Below are 23,142 nucleotides of genomic sequence, written 5' to 3' on the forward strand. Positions count from 1 at the left end.
CGTCGTGGACCGTATTCGTGCCGTCCGGTCTCTTCTCTGGCGCGTCTCCACCATCTGGTCGCAGTATTTTCCGTGCCGGCCGTACCCATTTTCGTCACGGCTGGCGGCGTATCCGAAACGGTCCAAGGAGGACAACTGATGGCGCCGAAGGACAGGGCGATGTTCATCGCCGCGTACAGCAGGCTGGTCGCCGAGGTCTGGGCCGACCCGGCGGCCGAGCGGCAGCTCACCGACGACCCGCGGGGCCTGCTCGCCCAGCACGGCCTGCCGGTGCCGGAAGGGGTCGAGATCCGCGTCGTACGGGAGACGGCGGATGCCGAGCCCAACATCGACGTCCAGGTACGGGCCTGGGAGGCCGCCGTGGACAGCGGTGTCCTCACCCTGTTCATCCCCCGCGTCGAGCCGCTCGCGCCGGGGGAGCTCGACGAGGACGAACTGGACCGGGTGGTCGGCGGAATTGACGCGAGTTGCGCCTGCTGCTGCCCGTGCTGCAGCACGACCTGACGATTTCACGGATCAGTGGCAGCAATGACCCGTGCCGGCTCGGAACGATGTAAACCGCACCCGTTTCCTTGAGTCGGCGATTCCGTCGCTTGTACGTTTTCGACATCAGCCGGGACTGCCAGTCGTCAATCCCTGCGGAAAGGAAGCGCCGTGAGTGCCGAACAGGAAGAGTTCCTGAGCAAGTACACCACCATCATGGGCAAGGTGTGGCAGGACGAGGCGGAGGAGCGCAAGCTGCTCGCCAACCCGAAGAAGTACGCGATCGAGGCCGGCCTGCCGGTGACGCCGGACGCCGAGGTGGTCCTCGACCGCAGCCAGGCCGACGGGCTGTTCGCCTCGGCGCAGCTGGTCGACGACTGGAACAGCACCCCCGGTCGGCACATCCTGCACGTGCCGGCGGCTCCGCTGGTCGACCTCAGCGAACTCGACGAGAAGGAGCTGGAGACCGTCGCAGGCGGTGGCGCCGCCGCCGACGCGCCGGTCGTCATCATCGCCTGCTACGTCAGCACCTGATCGACCACGCGTCACCGGACGGCTCGACACCGGCGGCCCGGGCGGCTCACCACCGCCCGGGCCGCCCGGTTTCCGCCACCGGTGACGGTGACGGGCCGGTCGGGGTCGGGTGTGGAGAGGAGCCGAGATGTCGTACGAGCGGGGAGCGGCGGTGGCGGTGGCGCCGCCCGGCACCGGGCCGGTGACCAGTCCGTTCCGCAGCGCGAGCCCGGAGCAGACCCGGGAGCGGGTCCGGCCGGTCCTGTCCCGGTTCGGGATCACCCGGGTCGCGGACGTGACCGGCCTGGACGAGATCGGACTGCCGACCTGTGTGGCGTACCGGCCCTGCGGGCGGACCCTGTCGGTGAGTCTGGGCACCGGACTCGACCCCGTGCAGGCGTGGGTCAGCGCCGCGATGGAGAGCATCGAGACCTGGCACGCCGAGAACGACCGGCTGACGGTCGTGGCCCGGGGCGCCGCCCGTGACGTCGGCGTCGGGTACGACGTACGCGCGCTGAAGCTGGCGCAGCGCTCCCCGCTGACCGACACGACGGTGCTGGACTGGGTCGTCGGTCGGGGCCTGCTGACCGGGGCCACCTACCTGGCGCCGATCGACCTGGTCCGGCTCGACTTCACCGGCGTGCTGCCCTGGCCCGACGTGCTGTTCCACCCCAGCAGCAACGGCCTGGCCACCGGAAACACCGCCGCCGAGGCGACCCTGCACGCCCTGCTCGAGATCATCGAGCGGGACTCGATCACCCCGTACTGCACCACCCCGCTGGCCGAGCGCCGGTACGTCGACCCGGAGACCGCCCGCCACCCGGTCGCCGAGGCGGTGCTCGCCGCGCTGCGCGGCGCCGGCTGCTGGGTGGAACTGGTCGAGGCGACCGGCCGGCTGGGTGTGCCCGCCTACGCCTGCTCGATCTGGTCACCGGACCTGCCGATCGTCTGTGGCGGTTTCGGCTGCCACCTCGACGCCGGGCTCGCCGCGGCCCGGGCGATGGCCGAGGCCGCGCAGTCCCGGCTCGCCGTCGTCTCCGGGGCCCGGGACGACATCGACGCGGCGCACTACGTCACCGCCGACCCGCTGGCCAACCCGAACGTGCACCGCCGGACCCTCTGCCCGGTGACCGGCTCCGTCGACGTCGGCGGCCACGACGTCGAGGCGACGGTACGACACTGCGCACGGCGGATCATGGACGTCACCGGCATGGAACCCTTCGTGGTCGACATGACCCGGGCCGACGTCGGCATCCCGGCCAGCAAGGTGATCGCGCCGGGGCTCGACTTCTACACCCTGCACGAGATGTCCCGACGGCCGGGAGAACACTGATGCCCCACGACTACGTCTTCGTCGGTCCGACCCTGCCGGCGGCCGAGGTCACCGCGCTGCTGCCCGGCGCCACACCGCTGCCGCCGATCCGGCACGGCGACCTGCTCCGGCTCGCGCCCCGCGCGAACGACCGGGTGCTGATCATCGACGGGTTGTTCCTGCTCACCGCCCCGATTCGGCACAAGGAACTGCTCGACGCCCTGGACCGGGGAGTCGTCGTCGCCGGCAGCAGCAGCATGGGCGCGCTGCGCGCCGCCGAGCTGTGGCCGTACGGGATGCGGGGGGTCGGCCGGATCTTCGAGTTCTACCGGGACGGCGTGGTCACCGACGACGACGAGGTGACCATCGTGCACGGGCCGGCCGACGAGGGCCACCGTCCGCTCAGTGAACCGCTGGTCAACCTGCGGGTCTCGCTCGCCGCCGCGGTCGACGCCGGGGTGCTCGACCGGGCTGGGGCGCACGCCCTGCTCGACTGTGCCCGGCAGGTGCCGTTCCGGGCCCGGGGGCCCCGGATGTTGCGGCGTCGGGCGTACGCGGCGGGGCTGCGGGACAGCCACGACCGGTACGCCGCCTGGGCCGCGGCGCACCCGATGGACGCCAAGGCCGACGACGCCCGGGAACTGCTGCGGCTGGCGGCGGCCGGGGACCCGCGGCTGCGCCCACGGGACGAGGCCGACACCCCGATCGAGTCGGTCGGCACGGTCTTCTTCGAGGCGTGGCGGACCCGGCACCACGGTGCGACGGTCGGGGAGCGCTGGGTGAACGACGCCAAGGTGATCAACGCCCTGATGATCCTGCATCCCGAGTTCCCGGTCCTGCACCGCCGGCACGTCCTGCGACTGCTGGTCGGCGCCGATCCACGGACTCCGCTGCCGGAGGTCGAACGTCGGGCCCTCGACCTGGCCCGGCAGCGGGGGCTGACCGACGAGGGGATCGCCGGATCGGGCTGGCTCACCACCGACGAGCGGGACCTGCCGGCGGCCGAGGCGATGCTGCGGGTGCTGGTCCGCGCGTTCGGCACGGTCAACAGCAAGGTCCTGCCGTACCGCTGTCTGCCGCCGGAGCTGACCGGCCCGGAGGTGCGGGAGCGGACCCGCCGGATCGTCGCCTCCGCGCTGCGGCTCACCGACCGGCTGCCGCATCCCGACCCGCACCGGCCGCTGTTGCGGCTGCGCTACCGGCCGGCGGTGGTCGACGAGGTGCTCTGCCGGTTGTGGGGGTGCCGTCCGGAGACGCTGGAGGCGGCCGGCTGGGACCGCGGATTCGGCGACCTGGGGTGGCTGCGCGGCAACGCCGAGCCGCTGGTCTCCTGGCTGAAGGTGGCCACCGCCCGGCCCGAACCGCGGTATCCGCCGACCGGCACGGCAGAACCGACGCTCGTCCCGGGCTGACCGCCGTCCGGCCTGACCGCCGTCCGGCCCGGCCACCGCCCGGTCCGCCGGGATTCGCTGGAACCGTCCGGAACCCCAGGATGCCCGTGATACACCTCGGGGAGGCGACCGGGGGCGGGTGGAGCGTCGGTGACTGGATCTCCTTCGTCCGGGATGCGTGGGCGGACGGTGTGGCGGGACGACATCTCCGCCCCGCTGCGCCGGTTCCTGCGCACCGAGTCGGGCAGCGCGGGCATCCTGGTGGCGGCGATCGTCGCGGCCCTGGTCTGGGCGAACGTCGACAGCCACTCGTACGAGACGCTGTGGGGGACCGACCTGTCGATCCGGCTCGGCAGCGTCGGCGTCACCCAGGACCTGCGCACCTGGGTCAACGAGGGGCTGATGACGTTCTTCTTCCTCGTCGTCGGCCTGGAGGCCCGCCGCGAGTTCGACCTGGGAGACCTGCGGGACCGGCGACGGTTCGTGCTGCCGCTCGTCGCCGGCCTGGCCGGCATGGTGATCCCGGTACTGATCTACCTGCTGCTCAACCGGGGCGGCGCCGGAGCGCACGGCTGGGGGGTGGCGATGTCCACCGACACCGCGCTCGCCCTCGGCCTGCTCGCCCTGCTCGGTCGCAACGTCCCCCAGCAGGTACGGGTCTTCCTGCTCACCGTCTTCGTGGTCGACGACCTGGTCGCGCTGGTCGTGATCGGGGTCGTCTACAGCGAGAACGTCAAGGTGACCCCGCTCGTGGTCGCGGTGGTGATGTTCGCGGTGCTGCTCGGGCTGCGCCTGCTCGGGGTCCGGCGCGGGCTCCTCTACCTGCCGTTCGGTGTCGCCCTGTGGGCGGCGCTGCTGGCCGGCGGGGTGGAACCGGTGGTCGCCGGTCTCGCCCTCGGGCTGATCTCCTCCGCCTACACCCCGAACCGCGGGGCGCTGGAACGGGCCAGCGAACGCTTCCGGCTGTTCCGCGAACAGCCGACCCCGGAGCTGGCGCACTCCGCCGCCTGGGGGCTGGCCCGGTCACTGTCGCCCAACGACCGGCTCCAGCGGATCTACCACCCGTGGGCGAGCTACGTGATCGTCCCGATCTTCGGCCTGGCCAACGCCGGGATCAGCCTCGGCGGGGGGTTCCTCGCCCACGCCTTCACCGCCCCGGTCACCCTCGGCATCATCCTCGGCTACGTCCTCGGCAAGCCGATCGCGGTGGTCGGGATCGCGTGGCTGCTGAGCCGGCTCACCCGGGGCCGGATCCGCCCGGCGGTCGGCTGGGCGGCGGTGCTCGGCAGCGGCACCATCGCCGGCCTCGGTTTCACCGTCTCACTGCTGATCGCCACCATCGCCTTCGACGGTCCCCGGCTCGCCGAGGCGAAGGTCGGGGTGCTGAGCACCGTGTTGATCGCGTCCCTGGTCACCTGGGTGGTGTTCCGGATCACCGCGGCCCTGCCGTTGCCCCGGCGGGCCCGTGCCCTGCTCGGCGACGTCGACCAGCTCGTCGACCTGGTACCGCCGGTCGACCCGGACCGGGACCACGTGCGGGGGCCGGCGACGGCCTCGGTCACCATCGTCGAGTACGGCGACTTCCAGTGCCCGTACTGCGGGCAGGCCGAGCCGGTGGTCCGGGAACTGCTCACCGACGCCGACCTGCGCTACGTCTGGCGTCACCTGCCGCTCTCCGACGTCCACCCGCAGGCCCGGCTCGCGGCGGCGGCGGCCGAGGCGGCGGCGGCCCAGGGCGCCTTCTGGCCCATGCACGACCTGCTGCTCGACCACCAGGACGCGCTGACCGCCGACGACCTGATCGGGTACGCCGACGAACTCGGCCTCGACCGGGACCGGTTCTCCGCGGACCTGCTCGGCGGCGCCCACGACGACCGGATCTCCGACGACATCGACTCGGCCGACGTGAGCGGGGTCTCCGGCACACCGACGTTTTTCATCAACGGCCGCCGCCACTACGGCGCGTACGACATCGGGACCCTGACCAGGGCGATCAAGACGGCCCGGGCCCGGGCCCGGATCCAGGCCGCCCGGCGTCGGAGCGGCGACGGGCGGTGACGCGGTTCGTCGGCAACCCGCCCGACCCACCAGATCCACCCGGTGCCGCCGGTGGCGCCGACTGGGCCGACCAGCCCGGCCGACATATGCTCGGCACATGGGGCCGATCAGGATGACCGGCGGTCTGGCGCCGTCTCCGCCTCACCGGCACGTCTGCTGGTCCTACGACAACCCCGCCGCGTTCGACGCCCGGGCCCGCGAGTTCCTGGCCGAAGGGCTCGCCGCCGGTGAACGGGTCTGGTATGTCGGGCCGGAGGAGCCGGACCGGCTGGTCGAACGGATGCGCGACATCCCCGGGTTCGCGGACGCGCTCGGTCGCGGCGCCGCCCGGGTCGTCTCGTCGACCACCGCGTGCGCCGACCGGGTGGTCGACCCGCCGGCGCAGGTCGCCGCCTACACGGCCGCCACCGACGAGGCCCTGGCCAGCGGCTACACCGGGTTCCGGGTGGTCGCCGAGGTGACCTCGCTGGTCCGGACCCCGACCCAGCTCGCCGCCTTCTCCCGGTACGAGCATCTCGTCGACCGCTACATGCGGGTCCGCCCGATGTCGGCGATGTGTGCCTACCACCGCCCCGAGTTGGGCGACCGGGCGATCGCCGAGCTGGCCTGTCTGCATCCGCAGACGAACGCCGAGGACGTCCTGTTCCGGTTGCACGCCTGTACGCCCGACGAGGGCGTCGCCGCGCTCCGGGGAGAGGTGGACAAACTGCACCAGGAGCTGTTCGTGACCGCGCTGGAGCGCGCCGACCTGGCACCGGTCGACGGTGAGTTGGTGGTGCAGGCCCACGACCTGCGGTTCGTCGACCACCGCTGCCTACTGCAGTTGCGGGAGTACGGCCGCCGACGCGGCGCCGAGGTGGTGTTGCGCGGCGGTCGGACCTCCGCCGCCCGCCTGGTCGACCTGCTCGGCCTGACCGGCATCCGGGTGGAGGTGGCCCGGTGAGGACCGGCGCCGCCGCGGGGCACGACGGCTACTACCACGAGGCCGTGACGTACGCCTCGCCCGAGGAACTGCTCGCCGTGGCGGTGCCGTTCCTGCTCGGCGGGGTCGAGGCGGGCGAGCCGACGGTGGTCGCCTTCGGCGAGCGGAACGCGGCACTGCTCCGGGCCGCGTTGCCGGCCGACTCGGGGGTGTCGTTCCTCTCCGGCGGGGACATGTACGCCCGTCCGGCCGCCGCGATCCGGTCGTACCGGGAACTGCTCGCCTCGTACCTGGCCGGGGGTGCCGGCCAGATCCGGATCATCGGCGAACTGGACCCGGTGGTGTTCGGCCCGACCTGGGACTGGTGGGCCCGCTACGAGTCGGCGATCAACCACGCCTACGACGACTTCCCGCTCTGGAGCATGTGCGCGTACGACACCCGGGTCACCCCCGACCCGGTGCTCGAGGACGTGCTGCGCACCCATCCCCGGGTCGCCACGGCCGACGGCCGGCACGTGCCGAGCGTCGGCTACGTCGAGCCGAAGGCGTACCTCACCGAGCGGCGGTCGGTGCCGCCGGATCCGTTGCAGGCGACAACACCGCTGGTCGAGTTGACCGACCCGACCCCCGCCGAGGCCCGGCACGCGGTCCAGGGCGCCGACCGGGGACAGGTGCCGGCCGACGAGGTCGAGGACCTGGTCGTCGCGGTCAGCGAGACGGTGACGAACGCGCTGCGGCACGGCGAGCCGCCGGCCCGGTTCCGGATCTGGACCGGGGACGACCGGATCGTGGTGGAGATCAGCGACACCGGCGACGGGCCGGACGACCCGTTCGTCGGTCTGCTGCCGACCGGTGACGGCGCCCGGGGCGGGCTCGGCCTCTGGATCACGTACCAGGCCTGCAACCATGTGGCGTTGAGCCGGGAGCGGGGCGCCTTCACCCTGCGGCTGACCGCCGGCAACCCGCACGGGCCGGGCCGCCCGGTCGGCTGACCCCAGGACGGGGCTGCGTAGGCTTGCCGGTTGTGCTGATCCTGTTGCCGCCTTCGGAGGGAAAGACCGCCCCGACCACCGGCGGCCGGGCCGAGCTGGCCGGGCTGGTCCGGCCGGACCTGACCGCCGCCCGGGAGCGGGTGCTGGACGCGCTGGGCCAGCTCTGCTCCGGCGCCGACCGGGAGCGGAGCCGGGCGGTACTCGGGCTGAGCCCGGGGCAGGACCCGGAACTGGACCGTAACGCCGCACTGCGGTCCGCGCCGGCCCAGCCGGCGGGCCGGATCTACACCGGGGTGCTCTACGACGCCCTCGACCTGTCGGGCCTCGGCGGGTCCGCCCGCGACCGGGCCCGGCGCGACCTGCTGGTCTTCTCCGGGTTGTGGGGCGTGCTGCGGGTGGCGGACCGGATTCCGGCGTACCGGCTCTCCGGCGGGGTCACCCTGCCCGGGGTGGGCGGGCTGGCCTCGTACTGGCGGAAGCTGCTCGGCCCGGTGCTGCCCGAGCTGGCCGGCGGCGGCCCGGTCCTGGACCTGCGCTCCAGCGGGTACGCGGCGATGTGGCGGCCGACCGGCCCGGTCGCCGAGCGGACGGTGACCGTACGGGTCCTGCACGAGCAGGTCGTCGGCGGGGTGGCCCGGCGGTCGGTGGTCAGCCACTTCAACAAGGCGACCAAGGGGCGGCTGGTCCGCGACCTGCTCTGCGCGGGTCCGGCGCCGCGCACCCCGGCGAAACTGGTCGAGGCGCTGCGGGACCTGAAGTACACCGTCGAGGAGCAGCCGGTCGCGGCCGGCCGGCCGCGTCAGCTGGACGTGGTCGTCACGGAGCTGTAACCCTGATGGGCATGCCGGACCACTCCGAAGACCACCCGACGGTTCCGGACGACGCCACGCCGCCCGGCCGTCGACCGCCGCTGCGGACGATGCTCGCGCAGGCGCGCACCGGCATCCTGCTCTTCGCGGTCACCCCGCCCCGGCGCAGCGCCTCCGCCGAGCAGATCGCGGAGGTGGCCCGGGTCACCGTCGGCCGGCTGGCGCCACTGGACCTGGACGGGCTGGTCCTCTACGACATCGACGACGAGAGCGACCGGAACCCGGCCGACCGCCCGTTCCCGTACCTGCCGACGATCGACCCGGCGGTCTTCCACGCCGACCATCTCGGCGACTGGCGACGTCCCGTGATCGTCTACCGCTGCGTCGGCAAGTATCCGGAACCCGAGCTGGCGCGGTGGCTCGGCGGGGTCGACGCCGACCGGGTGGCCGGCGTTTTTGTCGGCGCCTCGTCCGGGCAGAAGACCGTGCACACCCGGCTGCGGCGGGCCCACGAGCTGCGCCGGGAACTGCGGCCCGAGCTGCCGCTCGGCGCGGTCGCGATCACCGAGCGGTACAGCCGGAGCGGGGACGAGCACCTGCGGATGCTGGCCAAGCAGGAGGCCGGCTGCGACTACTTCGTCACCCAGGTGGTGTACGACGTCTCCGCGACCAAGAGCCTGCTCTCCGACTACCGCTACGCCTGTCGGGAACGGGGCCTGGCCCCCCGCCCGGTGATCCTCACCCTCTCGGTCTGCGGCTCGCTGAAGACCCTCGCCTTCCTGCAGTGGCTCGGTGTCGAGGTGCCCCGCTGGCTGGAGAACGCCCTCCGGCACGCCGAGGACCCGCTCACCGAGTCGTACGAGCAGTGTCTGGCGACCGCCGCCGAGCTGATCGCCTTCTGCCGGCGGCTCGGTCTGCCGTTCGGCTTCAACGTGGAGAGCGTCTCCATCCGGAAGGTGGAGATCGACGCCGCCGTCACGCTCGCCGCCGAGCTGCGCCGGATGCTCGCCGCCGCCGGCTGAGCATCCGGCACACCCGGGCGGGTCACCGCAGCCGTGACTCGATGGCCTCGATGACCCGGGGACGAAGCTCGGCCGCCCGGATGACGGCGTCGACGGAACCGACCTCCACAGCCCGCTGGATGTTGTGGATCCGGTCGAACTCGGCGGCCACCTCACGGAGTTTCTCCGTCCGGACCGTCGAACGGATCTCGTCGAGTTCCGCGGTCAGCGCCGCGCGTTCGGTACCCGAGGTGGCCGCGGCCCGGGTCTCCAGGTCCCGTACCCGTGGGTCGGCCGCGGTCCGGGCGTCGACGTCGCCGGCGAAGACCACCGCGGCGGCCGGCGCGCCGCCGAGCACCGAGGCGAACGAGCCCTCCAACGCCAGCACGGTCATCTCCGGGTTCAGCGCCTTCGAGAAGACCACGAACGCGCCGCCGTGGTACCGCGAGATCACGCAGAACACGATGGGGCCGCGGAAGTTCACGATCGCCCGGCCGATCTCGGCGCCGTACTCCAGTTGCAGTTTCCGCATCGACTCGGGGGAGCCGTCGAAGCCCGACAGGTTCGCCAGTACGACGAGCGGCCGGTTGCCGCTGGCCGCGTTGATCGCCCGCGCCGCCTTCTTCGACGACCGGGGGAACAGCGTTCCCGCCGTGTAGGTGTCCGGGCCGTCGGTGGGCGGGAAGCCGCGCCGCGGCACCGCCCGGGACTCGATGCCGAGCAGGCAGACCGGGATGCCGCCGAGGTGCACGTCCTGCACCACCGCGGTCTCCGCGTCGGCCATCCCCGCCCAGCGTTCCAGCACCGGGTGGTCCTGGTCGGCCAGCGCCCGCATCACGGTCCGGATGTCGAACGGCTTCTTGCGGTCCGGGTTGCTCTCGGCGGAGAAGATCTCGCCGACGGTGGTGAAGTCGCTGCCGGCCACGGAGTGCGGGAAGGTCGAGATGTCGCGGTCCACGGGGTCGGTGGTGGTGGTCCGTCGTGGTGCCGTCTCGCCCGGGGCGACGTACGTGTGGTCGTAGTGCGACATCAGCACGTCCCGCGCGGCGGTCAGGTTCGGCGCCCAGTACTGCGCCTGGCCGTTCGGGCCCATCACCCGGTCGTAGCCGCCGATGCCGAAGTTGTCCTCGGCGGAGACGCCACCGGAGAAGTCGAGGGACTGCTTGCCGGTGAGCACCATCGCCGAGTCCGGGGTCATCACCAGGATGCCCTTGGTGTGCATGAGCATGGTCGCCTCGGCGTTCCAGTACGGCTGCGCGCCGACGTTGATGCCCGCGACCACGATGTTGATCTCACCGCCGGCCTGGGTGAACTCGACGATCCGCTTGAGCGCCGCACCCACCCAGTCCATGTTCTCGGTGCCCGACGTCATGGAGATCCGGGCACCGGCGGAGAGCGCGTACCACTCCAGCGGCACCCGCATCCGTTCGGCCAGGTCGAGCGCGGCGATGACCCGGCGGCACTCCGGTTCGGAGAGGGCCCCGAGCGACTTCGTGGGGTCGCCGAGCAGCACGACCCGGGTGACCCCCTGTGGGTGCCGGGACGTCGGGGTGGTGACCACGCCGGCGACGATCGCCGCGCTGTTGCGCCCCTTCGGCCGGTCGACCGGCACCAGGACGTGGTTGTCGTCGAGGTCGTGTTCGACGAAGTCGCCGAGCAGACCGGTCAGCTCGTACGGGTACACCGTGTTGCGGCTGCTCGCCCGCAGCACCTTGAGCCGGTAGTCGTCGAGCGGCTCGACCGGGTCCACCGGTGGCTCGCCGACGGTCAGCTGGGCGGCGCCGGTGGCGTCGAAGGAGATCCGTACGGCGATCTTGGTCAGTTCGCCGGTGACCCGGTCGCGCTGCCGGGCGATGAACAGGATCTCCTCCAGACCCGCGCCGGCGGTCGTCGGGCGGACCCGCCCGGCGATCGTCTCCATCTCCTCACGGGTCAGGTTGCTCGGCGGCCAGACGTAGATCACGATCCGGTTGGTGTTGAACCGGGTCTTCGACGGTCGCCGGGACTGGGCGCGGCGGATCGAGTCGAGACAGGCGGCGACGGTGTCCTCGGTCGTCGGCAGCGCCACCAGCCGGCCGTCCTGCTCACGCAGCGCGGTCAGGTCGCGTACCTGCGCGAACGCGACGAGACGCTGGTCCGACGGGTTCTCCCGGGCCACGCACTGGAAGAGGTAGACCTCCTCGTCGGCCGACGGCAGCCGGGTCAGGTCGAACCTGTGCAGCCGCTCCAGCTGCATCCGCTGCGCGATGTACGGGTGCAGGCCCCGGATCAGCCGGTCCTCGACCATTCCGGACTCCGACGGCCGGAACGTGAAGTGGTGGTGCATCACCGCGCCGGCGCGTCCCGCCACGGTGGTGGTGAGCCGGCGGACCCGGTCCGGCAGCGGGGCGGCGGTGATGGCCGCGAGCAGGCGCTCGGCCATCGTGTCGAAGTCCTCCGGCTGGTTTTCCCAGGCGAGGTAGATGTCGGCGTCGACGGCGTCCCCGGCGCCCGCGAGTTCGGCGAGCCCCCGCAGCGCGTCACCCAGCGCGTCGAACCGTACCCCGGCGGAGACGACGGCCGAGTCGGCGCGCTCGGCGACCACGAAGGTGCAGTCCGCGACGGTCCGGGTACGCACGGCGGTGAGTCCCTTGTTGCCGTAGTACCGCCGGGTCAGCACCTCCAGCATCACCGCGTTGTCGAGGTGGTCGCGGACCAGGCGCCGGCCGAGCAGCCGGACCAGGGGTTCGGTGCTGCGGACCATCTCGGCGATCCGTTCGGCACGGTCCGGCGCGTCCGGGTGGGTGTCCAGGTGACGCAGGTGCTCGCGGACCTTCGCGTAGACGGTGGCGCGGTTGCGGCGCAGCAGCGGCTGGGCGAACCAGGCGAACACCACACCCCGGGCCAGGTCGGCGATCACCGGGAAACGGACCTGGGTGGCGGCCACCAGCCGCTCCAGGGCGAGACCGGCGGGCTCGCGTACCGTCTCGTCCGGCGGCGGCTCCTGCAGCCAGCTACGCAGCAGCGCCGTCACGATCGAGGCGTCCACGGCGGCGCGCTGCTGGGCGAGGAAGATCCGGAAGACGGCGGCTTCGAGGTCGGGGGAGCGTTCCAGGTCGGTGACCCCGTAGTGCCCGAGAGCCCGGGCGAGTCGGGCCTGGAACGCGGCCGGCAGCCCGGCCCGTTCGACGTCGAGGCTCTGCAGGTACGTGTGGAAGTACTCGCGGTCGCTGTGGACGTGGCTGCCGGCGCCGCTGTCCTCCCCGGTCGGGCGGTTACGGCTCAGCACGGCGAGGTCGGCGAAGACGTCGAGCAGGTCGAGTTCCTCGGCCAGCGGCCGGTGGCCCTGCGCGACGACGGCCCGCCGGGCGGTGAGGTACCCGTCGAGTACCCGGCGCTCGTCGTGCGGGTCGACGTCGAAGCCGAGCAGCAGTCCGCGCAGGTCCTCCTGCCCGCGTGCGGTGCGCTGGCGCGCCGGGACCTCACCGGCGGCCCCGGGCAGGTCCAGTTCGACGGACGCGCCCGACCCGGCGGGGTCCTGGCCCGCCCCGGTGTCGTCGGCGAGCGGCTCCAACCGCAGCAGCGGCGCGCCGGCCTCCACCTGGCTGCCGACCGAGACGGGGCACTCCTTGAGCCGTGCCCGGAACGGTGCCCGCAGCACCGTCTCCATCTTCATGGCCTCCAGGACCAGCACCGGCGTGCCCGCCTCGACCTCGGCGCCGACCGGCACCGGCGTGGCGACGACAAGCGCGGGCATGGGGGAGCGGACAACGCCGCCCTCGTCACGGCTGACCCGGTGCGTCACCCCGTCGACCTCGACCAGGTGGATCGGCCCGTGGGTCCCGCTGACCACGCGGTACCGGGCGTCGTTGACGACGATCTGCCCGGTGTGCCGGTCGAAGCGGTCGAGTTCGACGTCGGCGGTGTGTACGGTGCCACCGACCTCGATGCCGACCCGGAACCGTCGGGCGCCGGTCCGGGCCACCCGGGTGCGGTAGCCGACCCCGCGCAGCTTGAGGTCCAACGGCCGGCCGCTGGCGTGCCGGACCTGCGGGCGTCCGCCGGAGGCGGTGGCCAGCAGCCGCTGCCGTTCGGCGCGCTCCTCCTCCTCGTACGCCTCGATGGCCGCCGCCGCCAGCGCGACGCCGGAGTGCCGTTGCGCGACGAGCCGGCCCTCGCCGCGGACGCGGTCGATCCAGCCGGTGTCCGCGCTGGCGTCGATCACCTCGGGCTGGTCGAGCAGGTCGATGACGAAGCTCTTGTTGGTCGCGCCGCCCTCGATGATCACCCGGGTGTCCGCCATCGCCCGACGCAGCCGGCCGAGCGCCTCGTCGCGGTCGCGGCCGTACGCGATGATCTTGGCGATCATCGAGTCGAAGGCGGCCGGGATCGTGTCACCCTCGCTGACGCCGGTGTCCACCCGGATACCCGGCCCGGCGGGCAGGTCCAGCCGCGCGATACGGCCCGGCGAGGGCGCGAAGTCGCGGTCCGGGTCCTCGGCGTTCAGCCGGGCCTCGACGGCGTGCCCACGCTCGACCGGCGGCTCGCCCTCGAGCCGGCCACCGGACGCCACCAGCAGCTGCGCCTTCACCAGGTCGAACCCGGTGGTCGACTCGGTGATCGGGTGCTCGACCTGCAGTCGGGTGTTGACCTCGAGGAAGGCGAACATCCGCTCGCCGGGGTGGTACAGGAACTCGACGGTGGCCGCGCCGCGGTAGCCGACCGCGAGGGCCAGCCGCTCCGCCGACGCCTTGAGCTCGGCGGCCTGCGCCGGGCTGAGCACCGGCGACGCCGACTCCTCGATCACCTTCTGGTTGCGCCGCTGCACCGAACAGTCGCGGACCCCGAGCGCCCAGGCGGTGCCCTGCCCGTCGGCGATCACCTGGACCTCGACGTGCCGGGCGCCGGTGACCAGGCGCTCCAGGAAGACGATGCCGCTGCCGAACGCCCGCGCCGCCTCCTGGCTGGTGCGCTCGTACGCGTCGACGAGCTCCGCCTCGGTGGTGATCAGGCGGATGCCGCGCCCGCCGCCGCCGGCGGTCGCCTTCAGCATCAGCGGATAGCCGATCTCGGCCGCCGCCGACCGGGCGGCGTCCAGCGTGCCGACGGCACCCCGGCTCCACGGCGCGACCGGAACCCCGACCTCCTCGGCGAGCAGCTTCGCGCCGATCTTGTCGCCGAGCTGGCGCATGGCCTCCGCGCTCGGTCCGACGAAGGTGACCCCGATCTTCTCGCAGAGCTCGGCGAACGCCGGGTCCTCGGCGACGAAGCCCCAACCCACCCAGGCGGCGTCGGCGCGGGTCTCCACCAGGGCCCGCTCCAGCACCCCCAGGTTCAGGTACGGACGCGCGGAGGCGGGACCGAGGTCGTAGGCGACGTCCGCGGCGCGGACGAACATGGCGTCGCGGTCGACGTCGGTGTAGAGGGCGATGGTCTCGATCCGCGTCGCGGTCTCCGCGGCCAGCTCCTGGACAGCGTGGATGAGCCGCATCGCGGCCTCACCACGGTTGACGATGGCGATACGGCTGAACACTCGACCGATCCCTCTGGTAGGCCTGCGACGGACGCGCCGGAGGACGGCAGCCCTCGGCAATGATCACTTTCCTGGCTACGGGCCTGCGGCGCCATGCCGTAACCACTGAACCCTGTGCGCTGGCCATTGTAGGAACCGAACAAAATCCTTTGGTGATCAGCGTCCCCGTTGTGGCGTCGCTGACGGTGGCGCCGCCGCCGGGCCGGCGGTCTTGCCCGCCTTGCCGTGCTGGCGCATAGTGTGAATGCGCTTTCAGCGGACCGGCCTCCCCGCCGGACCCTGTACCCCGTACCCCGTCGGCACGGTTCGCCGGCATCCCGCCCGAGAAGGAAAGGAACCCGGTTCCTTCATTGAGCACTGTTCCCACTGTCTATGACGTCGCCGAGCGGTCCGGTGTCTCGATCGCCACCGTGTCGCGGGTCTACCGCACCCCGGAATCGGTCCGTCTGCAGACCCGGATGCGGGTGCTCGAGGCCGCTCGTGAGCTCGGTTATGTCCCGAGCGGGAACGCCCGGGGATTGGCCAGCCGCTCCACCGGAGTGCTCGGGCTGTGCTTCCCGGACTACTCCGATCCGGACGCCGAGCACGAGGTGGGCGACGACGAGGACGACGTCGCCATGCTCTACTCCGACCAGATCATCCGTGGGATGGAACGGGCCGCCCGGCGGCACGGCTACGCGTTGCTGATCGCGGCCTCGCTGAAGGGCGGACCGGAGAGCCTGGTCGCCAAGGTGGCGGGGCGGGTGGACGGGTTCGCGGTGCTGGCCGAGACCGTGTCGACCGAGGAACTGGAGGCGGCGTCGCGCCACCAGCCCGTGGTGGTGCTGGCCGGCCCCGGCGAGGACGGCCAACTGGACCACCTCGACCATATCGCGGTCGCCAACCGCGACGGCCAGCGGGAACTCACCCGGCATCTCATCGAGGACCACGGGCTGCGACGGCTCGCCTTCGTCGGCGGTGACAAGATCTCGCCCGACGCGCAGGCGCGGTTCCACGGCTACCGGGAGGCCTGTGCCGCGGCCGGGATCGTCGTCGGTGACGAGCCCGACCTCCGGGCGGACCCGATGACCCAGGCGGAGGGCGCCCGGGCGGCGGAGGAGTTGCTCGACCGGGGCGGGCAGCCGCCGCAGGCCATGGTCTTCGCGAACGACCAGATGGCGGTGGGCGCGCTGCACACCCTGGAACGCCGCGGTGTGCGGGTGCCGGAGGACGTCGTGGTGACCGGATTCGACGGCCTGCCGCTGGGCCGGCTGGTGCGGCCCGCGCTGACCACCGTCCGTCAGCCCATGCGAAGTCTGGGCGAGCAGGCCGTCGAGTTGCTGGTACGCCGGCTGAGCGGCGGACAGGCCGAGTCGCCCCGGTCACTTGTGCTCCCGGTCACGGTTGTCTGTCGCGAAAGCTGTGGCTGTTCCCGCTGATTCCGGTCGATCCGACAGAATTCGCCCCTGATTCCGCCCCGGGGTAAGCCGGGTGTCTGCCGGGCGTCCGCCCGGATGGAGGGGGCCGTGTGAGGTGTCCCGCCGGCGCTGCCCGCACCTCCCGTTTTTCTGCGTCGCCGTCCTGACCAGGGCATCCATCTGTCTCGCGCTTGTTACAAGAGTGTGACCAACGCCCACTTGTGCGGACCGGCATCGTGCACAAGGGTTCATGTATGCGCTTACAGGAAGCGCTTACATGTCGTGTATGCGTACATCGGAGTCGTATATGCGTTCAAGGAGGAACACGCTCATGCATCGCGCCGTCAGAACCTCAGCGGTCGCCCTCTCCATCGCCGGGCTCGCCCTGGCCGCTGCCGCGTGCGGTGACTCCAGCGGAGGCGAGGGAGTCGCGGCGGACCAGAAGCAGACGCTCACGGTCTGGGGCATGGGGACCGAGGGCCAGAAACTGGCCGAGGTCGCCGCGCGGTACGAGGCGCAGCACCCCCACATCACGATCGAGGTGACGCCGATCGGCTGGGACGTTGCCCACCAGAAGCTGGTCGCCGCGGCTGCCGCCCGTACCCTCCCGGACATCGCACAGATGGGCGGCACCTACGTCGGCGAGTTCGCCGACCTGGGCGTACTGGAGCCGGTGGACACCACCGTCTTCCACCAGGAGGACTTCTTCAAGGCCGGCTGGGACCAGGGTGTCGCCGACGGCACCGCCTACGGCGTCCCGTGGTACGTCGACACCCGCGTGCTCTACTACCGCACCGACCTCGCCGAGAAGGCCGGCATCACCGAACCCCCGGCCACCTGGCAGAAGCTGCAGGAGGACGCGGCCGCCCTGCAGCAGAAGGCCGGCAGCCGTTGGGGCATCTACCTGCAGCCGAGCGGCCTGGACACGGTGCAGAGCTTCTACCCGTTCCTGTACTCCGCCGGCGGCGCGGTCATCGACGACAGCGGCAAGGCCGCCATCAACAGCCCGGCCGCCGTCAGGGCGTTCGAGTACTACGGCAGCTTCTTCGACAAGGGCCTGTCCCGCAAGAGCGTGCAGCCCGGCTACGACGTCACCAAGGACTTCAACAGCGGCGACGTCCCGATGTTCTTCTCCGGCCCCTGGCACATGGGCATCCTGAAGGAGCAGTACCCGCAACTGGACGGCAAGTGGGCGATCGCCCCGGTTCCGGCCGACCAGTCCTCCACCTCGATGGCCGGCGGATCCAGCCTGGTGATCTCCGAGGACAGCGAGCACAAGGCCGCGGCGAAGGAGTTCATCAAGTACCTGACCGACGCCGAGAGCCAGGCTGAGTGGTACAAGCTCACCGCCGACCTCCCGGCCAACAAGGCCGCCTGGAACTCCGGTGACCTCGCCCAGAGCCCCCAGCTGCAGATCTTCCGCCAGCAGATGGAGACCGCGAAGGCGGCGCCGACCCTGCCGAACCTGACCGAGATCACCTCCAAGGTCGACGACGCGCTCGGTGCGGTGGACCAGGGCAAGTCCTCCGCGAAATCGGCGGCGGACACCGCTCAGTCCCAGATCGAGAGCCTCGTGAAGTAGGGGTCATGAGCATCCCGACCGAAGTCGCCGCGAACGCGGCGACAAGATCCGCCGGGCCGGGGGCGCGTCCCCCGGCCGGCGGGCCGCGCCGGCGGCGCGGCTCGCTCGGCGTGCAGAACCTGGCAGGATGGCTGTTCTCCACGCCGTTCCTGGTGCTGTTCGGCGTCTTCATGGCCCTGCCCATCATCGCCACCCTGCTGATGAGCTTCACGGACTTCAGGCTGCGCGACGTCACCGACCCGTTCCACGCCCGGTTCATCGGCGTCGACAACTACGTCAAGCTCTTCCAGGACGACAAGTTCCTCACCGCCCTGTTCAACACGGCGTACTTTGTCGTCGTCGGCGTACCGTTGACCATCGTGCTGGGCCTGCTCGCCGCCCTCGCGCTCAACAACGGCATCAACCGGGCCCGGACCTTCTTCCGGATCGGCTTCTACGCGCCGGTCGTCACCAGCATCGTCGCGGTCGCCGTCATCTGGCGCTTTGTCCTCGACCCGCAGGACGGCCTGATCTCCGGCCTGCTGGCCGAGATCGGCGTCACCGCCCCGGACTTCCTGGGCAGCGGGGCGCTGGCGATGCCGTCGCTGATCGTCATGGCGGTGTGGCGCAACCTCGGCACGGTCATGGTGCTGCTGATCGCGGGCCTGCAGGCCATTCCCGCCGAGGTACGGGAGGCCGGCCGGCTCGACGGCGTCGGCACCTGGCAGGAGCTGCGCCGGATCACCGTCCCGCTGCTACGGCCCACGCTGCTGTATGCGACGGTCATCACCACGATCGGTTACCTCAACGTCTTCGAGGAACCGTTCGTGATGACCCAGGGCGGCCCCGGCAACCACACCCTGACCGTCTCCCTGCACATGTACCGCGAAGGCTTCAACTTCTTCCACATGGGCTACGCGAGCGCGATGGCGTACGTCCTCTTCGTGGTGATCCTGGCCATCACGGCGCTCCAGCTCCGACTGCTGAAGGACAACACCCGATGAGCGTGACCCGCACCGAGGCGGCGCGGACCGGCCCCGGCTTCCGCAGGCCGCTGATGTACGTCCTGCTCTCGGTGGCCCTGCTGGTCATGTCCGCGCCGTTCCTGTGGATGGCCCTGTCGGCCTTCAAGACCAACAGTGAACTGACCGCGTCACCGCCGGTGTGGATCCCGACCGAGTGGACGTTGGACAACTTTCGCGAGCTGCTCGACCGGCTCGACCTGCCGCGCCACTTCGCCAACTCGGTGATCGTCGCGGTCCTCACCACCGTGGCCAACCTGCTGTTCTGCTCGATGCTCGGCTACGCCCTGGCGAAGCTGCGGTTCGCCGGACGGAGCAAGGTCTTCGGGCTCGTGCTCGGCGCCCTGATGGTGCCCGGCAACCTGATGCTGCTGCCGTTGTTCGTGCTGATGAGCAACCTCGGGCTGCTGGACTCGTACGCCGGCCTGGTGCTGCCGTTCGCCGCCGGCGCGTTCGGAGTCTTCCTGATGCGGCAGTTCATGCAGTCGATCCCGGACGAACTGCTGGAGGCGGCCCGCCTCGACGGAGCCGGCGAGTGGTACATCTTCTGGCGGGTCGCGATTCCGCTGGTCAAGCCGGCGCTGGCGACGCTGTCGATCTTCACGTTCCTGGCTTCCTGGAACAACTTCGTCTGGCCGCTGATCGCCACCAACGATCCGGAGAAGTACACCCTCCCGGTCGCTCTGGCCACCTTCGCCACCGACCCCAACCGCTCGGCGGGGTCGAACGGCATGCTGATGGCCGGGTCCCTCCTGATCGTCCTGCCGGTCCTGGTCGTCTTCGCCGCCCTGCAGCGGCACTTCACCCAGGGCATCGCGACGGCCGGCCTCAAGTAGCCGACACCACCCCCGGCCCTGTTCACCGGGCCGGATCCACCCGGGGCCGGTCCCGCCGGCCCGAACCTTCCCCATACCAGAAAGACGCAGCGATGACGCACGCCGTGACCCCCTTCCCGGACGGTTTCCTCTGGGGAGCATCCACCGCCGCCCACCAGATCGAGGGCAACAACACCAACAGCGACTGGTGGCGTAAGGAGGTGGCCGGTGCCGCGGGCATCAAGGAGCCCAGCCTGGACGCCTGTGACAGCTACCACCGGTGGCGGGAGGACATGGACCTGCTGGCCGAACTGGGCTTCACCGACTACCGGTTCAGCATCGAGTGGGCCCGTATCGAACCGGCCCCGGGCCACTTCTCCCGGGCGGAACTGGCCCACTACCGCCGGATGGTCGAGGGCGCGATCGAGCGCGGGCTGCGACCGATGGTCACCCTCCACCACTTCACCGTGCCGCAGTGGTTCGCCGACCGGGGCGGCTGGACCGCCAGCGGCGCCGTGGAGCTGTTCGAGCGGTACGTGACGGCCACCGCACCGGTCATCGGTACCGGCGTACGGCACGTTTGCACCATCAACGAGCCCAACATGATCTCGGTGATCGCCGGCCTGGCCAAGTCCGGTGAGCACGGCTTCCCGCCGGCCGGTCTGCCCGCCCCCGACGCGGAGACCACCGAGGCGGTCATCGCCGCCCACCACGCGGCGCGGGCGGCGGTCCGGGCGATCAATCCCGAGATCCAGGTCGGCTGGTCCGTGGCGAATCAGGTGTACCAGCCCCTGCCCGGTGCGGAGCAGGTCACCGCCGCCTACCGCCACCCCCGGGAGGACGTTTTCATCGAGGCCGCCCGCGGCGACGACTGGATCGGCGTGCAGTCCTACACCCGGACGAAGATCGGACCCGAGGGTCCGGTACCGGCGCCGGCGGATGTCGAGCGCACCCTCACCCAGTGGGAGTACTACCCCTCGGCGGTCGGCCACGCGCTGCGCCACACCGCGCGGATCGTCGGCGACGTACCGCTGATCGTCACCGAGAACGGCATCGCGACCGCCGACGACACCCGCCGGGTCGACTACTACACCGGGGCCCTGGACGAGGTTGCCTCGGCCCTCTCCGACGGCCTGAACATCCAGGGCTACCTGGCCTGGAGCGCCCTGGACAACTACGAGTGGGGCTCGTACACCCCCACCTTCGGCCTGATCTCCGTGGACCCGGAGACCTTCGCGCGTACCGCGAAGCCGTCGGCGGTCTGGCTCGGCGCCATGGGCAGGTCCCGGGAACTGCCGCGTGTCACGAACTGACCGGTGACGGATCCCGACCGGCACCCGCCCGCGCAACCGTTCGTACTCATCCCGCCGCGGATGACGCCGCGAGGTGGGCGTCGAGTCACGCCCCACCCGACGAACCCACCCGTACGCGGTGTTCAGGTTGACACCGGCCTCCCGCGCAGCAGCAGCCACGCTCCCGACCCGATCGAGAATCTCGAAGAACTTCACCTTGAGTTCAGCGGATACGGAGACGGTCCTCGCAACGGGGCACAGTCAGTCGACCCAGGGGATCTGCGGCGACCGGTAGAAGTTCACCTCCTGGGCCGTCCAGCGCGGCGCCTGCTGGGCCAGTCGCTGCCGGAACGACTCCCAGTCGTGGCTGTGTGGCGTCGACCAGCCGAGCTCGGCGATGGCCGGCAGCCGGGGGAAGGCCATGAACTCGATGTCGTCGATGCTGCGCAGGGTCTCCGACCAGAGCGGCGCCTCGACCCCGAGGATCGACTCCTCGCCGACGCCGGGGACCCGGGTGGCGGGATCCCAGTCGTACGCGTCACGGACCTCGATCAGACCGGCCCAGCTCAGGCCGAGCGGGGTGGAGCGGTCGTACTTCATGTCCAGGTAGGCGCGGTTGGCCGGCGACATCAGCACCTTGTTGCCCCGGGCTGCGGCGGCGGCCACCGAGGCGTCGGTGCTGCCGGTGCCCCAGTACTGCGGGACGACCGAGGTGGGGGGCGAGACCTTGGCGATCTCGTGCCAGCCGAAGGCCCGCTTGCCGTACCGGGCGACCATCGGGATCACCCGGTCCATGAAGGTCCGGTACTGCTCGTCGGTGGTGGCGTGCGCCTCGTCACCGCCGATGTGCAGATACGGGCCGGGGGTCATCGCGGCGAGTTCCCGGATCACGTCCTCGACGAAGGTGTACGTGAGCTCGTCCTCCACGCAGAGCGAGCTGTAGCCGACCGCGATGTCGGTACGCGGTGGCACCGCCACCCCGTCACAGTTGAGTTCCGCGTACGTCGACTGGGCGGCGTTGGTGTGCCCCGGCATGTCGATCTCGGGCACGATCGTCACGTACCGGGCGGCGGCGTACGCGTTCAGTGCCCGGTACTCGGCCTTGGTCAGGTAGCCGGCGCCGACCCCGTCCACTCCGGTGCCGGGGCCGCCGCCGACCGTGGTCAACCGGGGCCAGCTGTCGATCTGGATCCGCCATCCCTGGTCGTCACTGAGGTGCAGGTGCAGGTGGTTGACCTTGTACTGGCTGATCAGGTCGATGTAGGTGCGGATCTCCGCCGGGGTGTGGAAGTGCCGGGCCAGGTCCAGCATGGCGCCCCGGTAGCCGAACCTCGGCTGGTCGACGATCCGTCCGCCCGGCACCGTCCAGCTCCGCCGGGTCGGCCGGGGCGACTCGATCGCGGCGGGCAGCAGCTGCCGCAGCGTCTGGACGCCGTTGAAGAGCCCTTCGCCGGAGGTGGCCCGGATGGTGACCCCGGACCGGGCGACGTCGAGCTGGTAGCCGCCCCGACCGACCCGGCCGTCGGCGCCGCCGAGCAGCAGGGTGATCCCGGCGGGACGGGCGGAGACCGCCGGCACCACCGGCAGCGGGTAGCCGGTGGCGGGACGCAGCACCCCGGCGAGGTGTTCGCCGACCCGGCGCGCCTCGGCCGAGCCGAACTGGGTCCGGATCAGGGTGGCCGGGCCGAGCCGGTAGTCCGCCCTCGGGTCGGCGGCGGTCTGCACCGGCGCGGGGATGACGCTGTCGAGGGCGCGGACGTCCCCGGCGGTGGCCGACCCGCCGCCCAGGGCGGGTGGTCTGGTGGTCGCGGGACCGGCGGTCGCGGGGCCGGCCAGCGCCGGGCCGGCCAACAGGGCCAGGAACAGGGCGGACGCCCTGCGTAGGACGGTCGAGGGGGAACGCATCAGCACCTCCGGCAGGCGGTGGCGCCAGATCGCCGCTCGACCTGCCCGGGCGCCGCCGCGTCGGCTCAGGCTACATGCGGGGCGGTCGATCCGTAAGCCTTGTTAAATATTTTTGGGGTCGAGCCCGGTGGCGGCGACGGACGCAGCGGCATCGACC

16 protein-coding genes are annotated in these 23,142 nt (G+C 71.7%); 14 read left to right on the plus strand and 2 right to left on the minus strand.

All coding sequences use genetic code 11. The features are described from left to right. Window positions 1–138: 138 nt before the first annotated feature. The 9 genes from ABGB05_RS25235 to ABGB05_RS25275 all read left to right on the plus strand — a co-directional run bounded on the left by ABGB05_RS25235 (window position 139) and on the right by ABGB05_RS25275 (window position 9,502). Complete coding sequence (locus tag ABGB05_RS25235; RefSeq protein WP_347656042.1) at window positions 139–504, plus strand: hypothetical protein; 366 nt, start codon at window positions 139–141, stop codon at window positions 502–504. A 150-nt stretch (window positions 505–654) separates the two neighbouring features. Continuing rightward, window positions 655–1,017 (plus strand): hypothetical protein, encoded by a 363-nt coding sequence (locus ABGB05_RS25240; protein WP_347656044.1) that lies wholly within the window; start codon window positions 655–657, stop codon window positions 1,015–1,017. Between the two features lie 127 nt (window positions 1,018–1,144). Beyond that, on the plus strand, window positions 1,145–2,329 hold the full coding sequence (locus tag ABGB05_RS25245) for a YcaO-like family protein (RefSeq protein WP_347656045.1): 1,185 nt from the start codon (window positions 1,145–1,147) through the stop codon (window positions 2,327–2,329). Continuing rightward, window positions 2,329–3,720, plus strand: a complete 1,392-nt coding sequence (locus ABGB05_RS25250) for a TfuA-like protein (protein ID WP_347656047.1) — start codon at window positions 2,329–2,331, stop codon at window positions 3,718–3,720. The genes ABGB05_RS25245 and ABGB05_RS25250 overlap by 1 nt, the downstream gene beginning before the upstream one ends. Window positions 3,721–3,849: 129 nt before the next feature. Beyond that, a complete protein-coding gene (nhaA, locus tag ABGB05_RS25255; protein ID WP_347656049.1) occupies window positions 3,850–5,757 on the plus strand; it encodes a Na+/H+ antiporter NhaA in 1,908 nt (635 codons plus the stop codon). Between the two features lie 97 nt (window positions 5,758–5,854). Beyond that, a complete protein-coding gene (locus ABGB05_RS25260; protein WP_347656050.1) occupies window positions 5,855–6,700 on the plus strand; it encodes an MEDS domain-containing protein in 846 nt (281 codons plus the stop codon). Then, complete coding sequence (locus tag ABGB05_RS25265; protein WP_347656052.1) at window positions 6,697–7,671, plus strand: sensor histidine kinase; 975 nt, start codon at window positions 6,697–6,699, stop codon at window positions 7,669–7,671. Before ABGB05_RS25260 ends, ABGB05_RS25265 begins: the two co-directional genes overlap by 4 nt. 32 nt (window positions 7,672–7,703) lie before the next feature. After that, window positions 7,704–8,501 carry a peroxide stress protein YaaA gene (gene yaaA, locus ABGB05_RS25270; protein ID WP_347656054.1) on the plus strand — a complete coding sequence of 266 codons (798 nt, stop codon included), beginning with the start codon at window positions 7,704–7,706 and terminating at the stop codon, window positions 8,499–8,501. Between the two features lie 11 nt (window positions 8,502–8,512). Beyond that, window positions 8,513–9,502, plus strand: coding sequence for a methylenetetrahydrofolate reductase (locus ABGB05_RS25275; RefSeq protein WP_347656056.1), 990 nt, complete (start codon window positions 8,513–8,515; stop codon window positions 9,500–9,502). Window positions 9,503–9,524: 22 nt separating this feature from the next. Here the strand turns inward: ABGB05_RS25275 and ABGB05_RS25280 are convergent, their stop codons facing one another. Then, window positions 9,525–14,993, minus strand: coding sequence for a carboxyl transferase domain-containing protein (locus tag ABGB05_RS25280; protein ID WP_347656058.1), 5,469 nt, complete (start codon window positions 14,991–14,993; stop codon window positions 9,525–9,527). 350 nt (window positions 14,994–15,343) lie between these two features. Here ABGB05_RS25280 and ABGB05_RS25285 point away from each other — a divergent pair, with 350 nt between their 5' ends. The 5 genes from ABGB05_RS25285 (at window position 15,344) to ABGB05_RS25305 (ending at window position 21,101) form a co-directional block, all read left to right on the plus strand. Continuing rightward, window positions 15,344–16,411 (plus strand): LacI family DNA-binding transcriptional regulator, encoded by a 1,068-nt coding sequence (locus ABGB05_RS25285; RefSeq protein WP_347656059.1) that lies wholly within the window; start codon window positions 15,344–15,346, stop codon window positions 16,409–16,411. Between the two features lie 310 nt (window positions 16,412–16,721). Further along, window positions 16,722–17,972, plus strand: a complete 1,251-nt coding sequence (locus tag ABGB05_RS25290; RefSeq protein ID WP_347656061.1) for a sugar ABC transporter substrate-binding protein — start codon at window positions 16,722–16,724, stop codon at window positions 17,970–17,972. Window positions 17,973–17,977: 5 nt separating this feature from the next. After that, window positions 17,978–18,955, plus strand: coding sequence for a sugar ABC transporter permease (locus ABGB05_RS25295; protein WP_347656063.1), 978 nt, complete (start codon window positions 17,978–17,980; stop codon window positions 18,953–18,955). Next, entirely contained in the window at window positions 18,952–19,809 is an 858-nt protein-coding gene (locus ABGB05_RS25300) for a carbohydrate ABC transporter permease (RefSeq protein ID WP_347656065.1), read from the plus strand. Before ABGB05_RS25295 ends, ABGB05_RS25300 begins: the two co-directional genes overlap by 4 nt. Window positions 19,810–19,901: 92 nt before the next feature. Then, on the plus strand, window positions 19,902–21,101 hold the full coding sequence (locus ABGB05_RS25305; RefSeq protein WP_347656067.1) for a family 1 glycosylhydrolase: 1,200 nt from the start codon (window positions 19,902–19,904) through the stop codon (window positions 21,099–21,101). Window positions 21,102–21,341: 240 nt separating this feature from the next. Here ABGB05_RS25305 and ABGB05_RS25310 read toward each other — a convergent pair whose 3' ends face one another. Further along, window positions 21,342–22,985, minus strand: a complete 1,644-nt coding sequence (locus ABGB05_RS25310) for a beta-N-acetylhexosaminidase (protein ID WP_347656068.1) — start codon at window positions 22,983–22,985, stop codon at window positions 21,342–21,344. Window positions 22,986–23,142 lie beyond the last annotated feature (157 nt).

Source organism: Plantactinospora sp. B5E13, from assembly GCF_039871775.1.
GTDB lineage: Bacteria > Actinomycetota > Actinomycetes > Mycobacteriales > Micromonosporaceae > Plantactinospora.

Coding starts and splice junctions, on each gene's coding strand:
- ABGB05_RS25235 (WP_347656042.1), top strand. CDS start 139: ATGGCGCCGAAGGACAGGGCGATGTTCATCGCCGCGTACAGCAGGCTG.
- ABGB05_RS25245 (WP_347656045.1), top strand. CDS start 1,145: ATGTCGTACGAGCGGGGAGCGGCGGTGGCGGTGGCGCCGCCCGGCACC.
- ABGB05_RS25250 (WP_347656047.1), top strand. CDS start 2,329: ATGCCCCACGACTACGTCTTCGTCGGTCCGACCCTGCCGGCGGCCGAG.
- ABGB05_RS25260 (WP_347656050.1), top strand. CDS start 5,855: ATGGGGCCGATCAGGATGACCGGCGGTCTGGCGCCGTCTCCGCCTCAC.
- ABGB05_RS25275 (WP_347656056.1), top strand. CDS start 8,513: ATGCCGGACCACTCCGAAGACCACCCGACGGTTCCGGACGACGCCACG.
- ABGB05_RS25290 (WP_347656061.1), top strand. CDS start 16,722: ATGCATCGCGCCGTCAGAACCTCAGCGGTCGCCCTCTCCATCGCCGGG.
- ABGB05_RS25295 (WP_347656063.1), top strand. CDS start 17,978: ATGAGCATCCCGACCGAAGTCGCCGCGAACGCGGCGACAAGATCCGCC.
- ABGB05_RS25300 (WP_347656065.1), top strand. CDS start 18,952: ATGAGCGTGACCCGCACCGAGGCGGCGCGGACCGGCCCCGGCTTCCGC.
- ABGB05_RS25305 (WP_347656067.1), top strand. CDS start 19,902: ATGACGCACGCCGTGACCCCCTTCCCGGACGGTTTCCTCTGGGGAGCA.
- ABGB05_RS25310 (WP_347656068.1), bottom strand. CDS start 22,985: ATGCGTTCCCCCTCGACCGTCCTACGCAGGGCGTCCGCCCTGTTCCTG.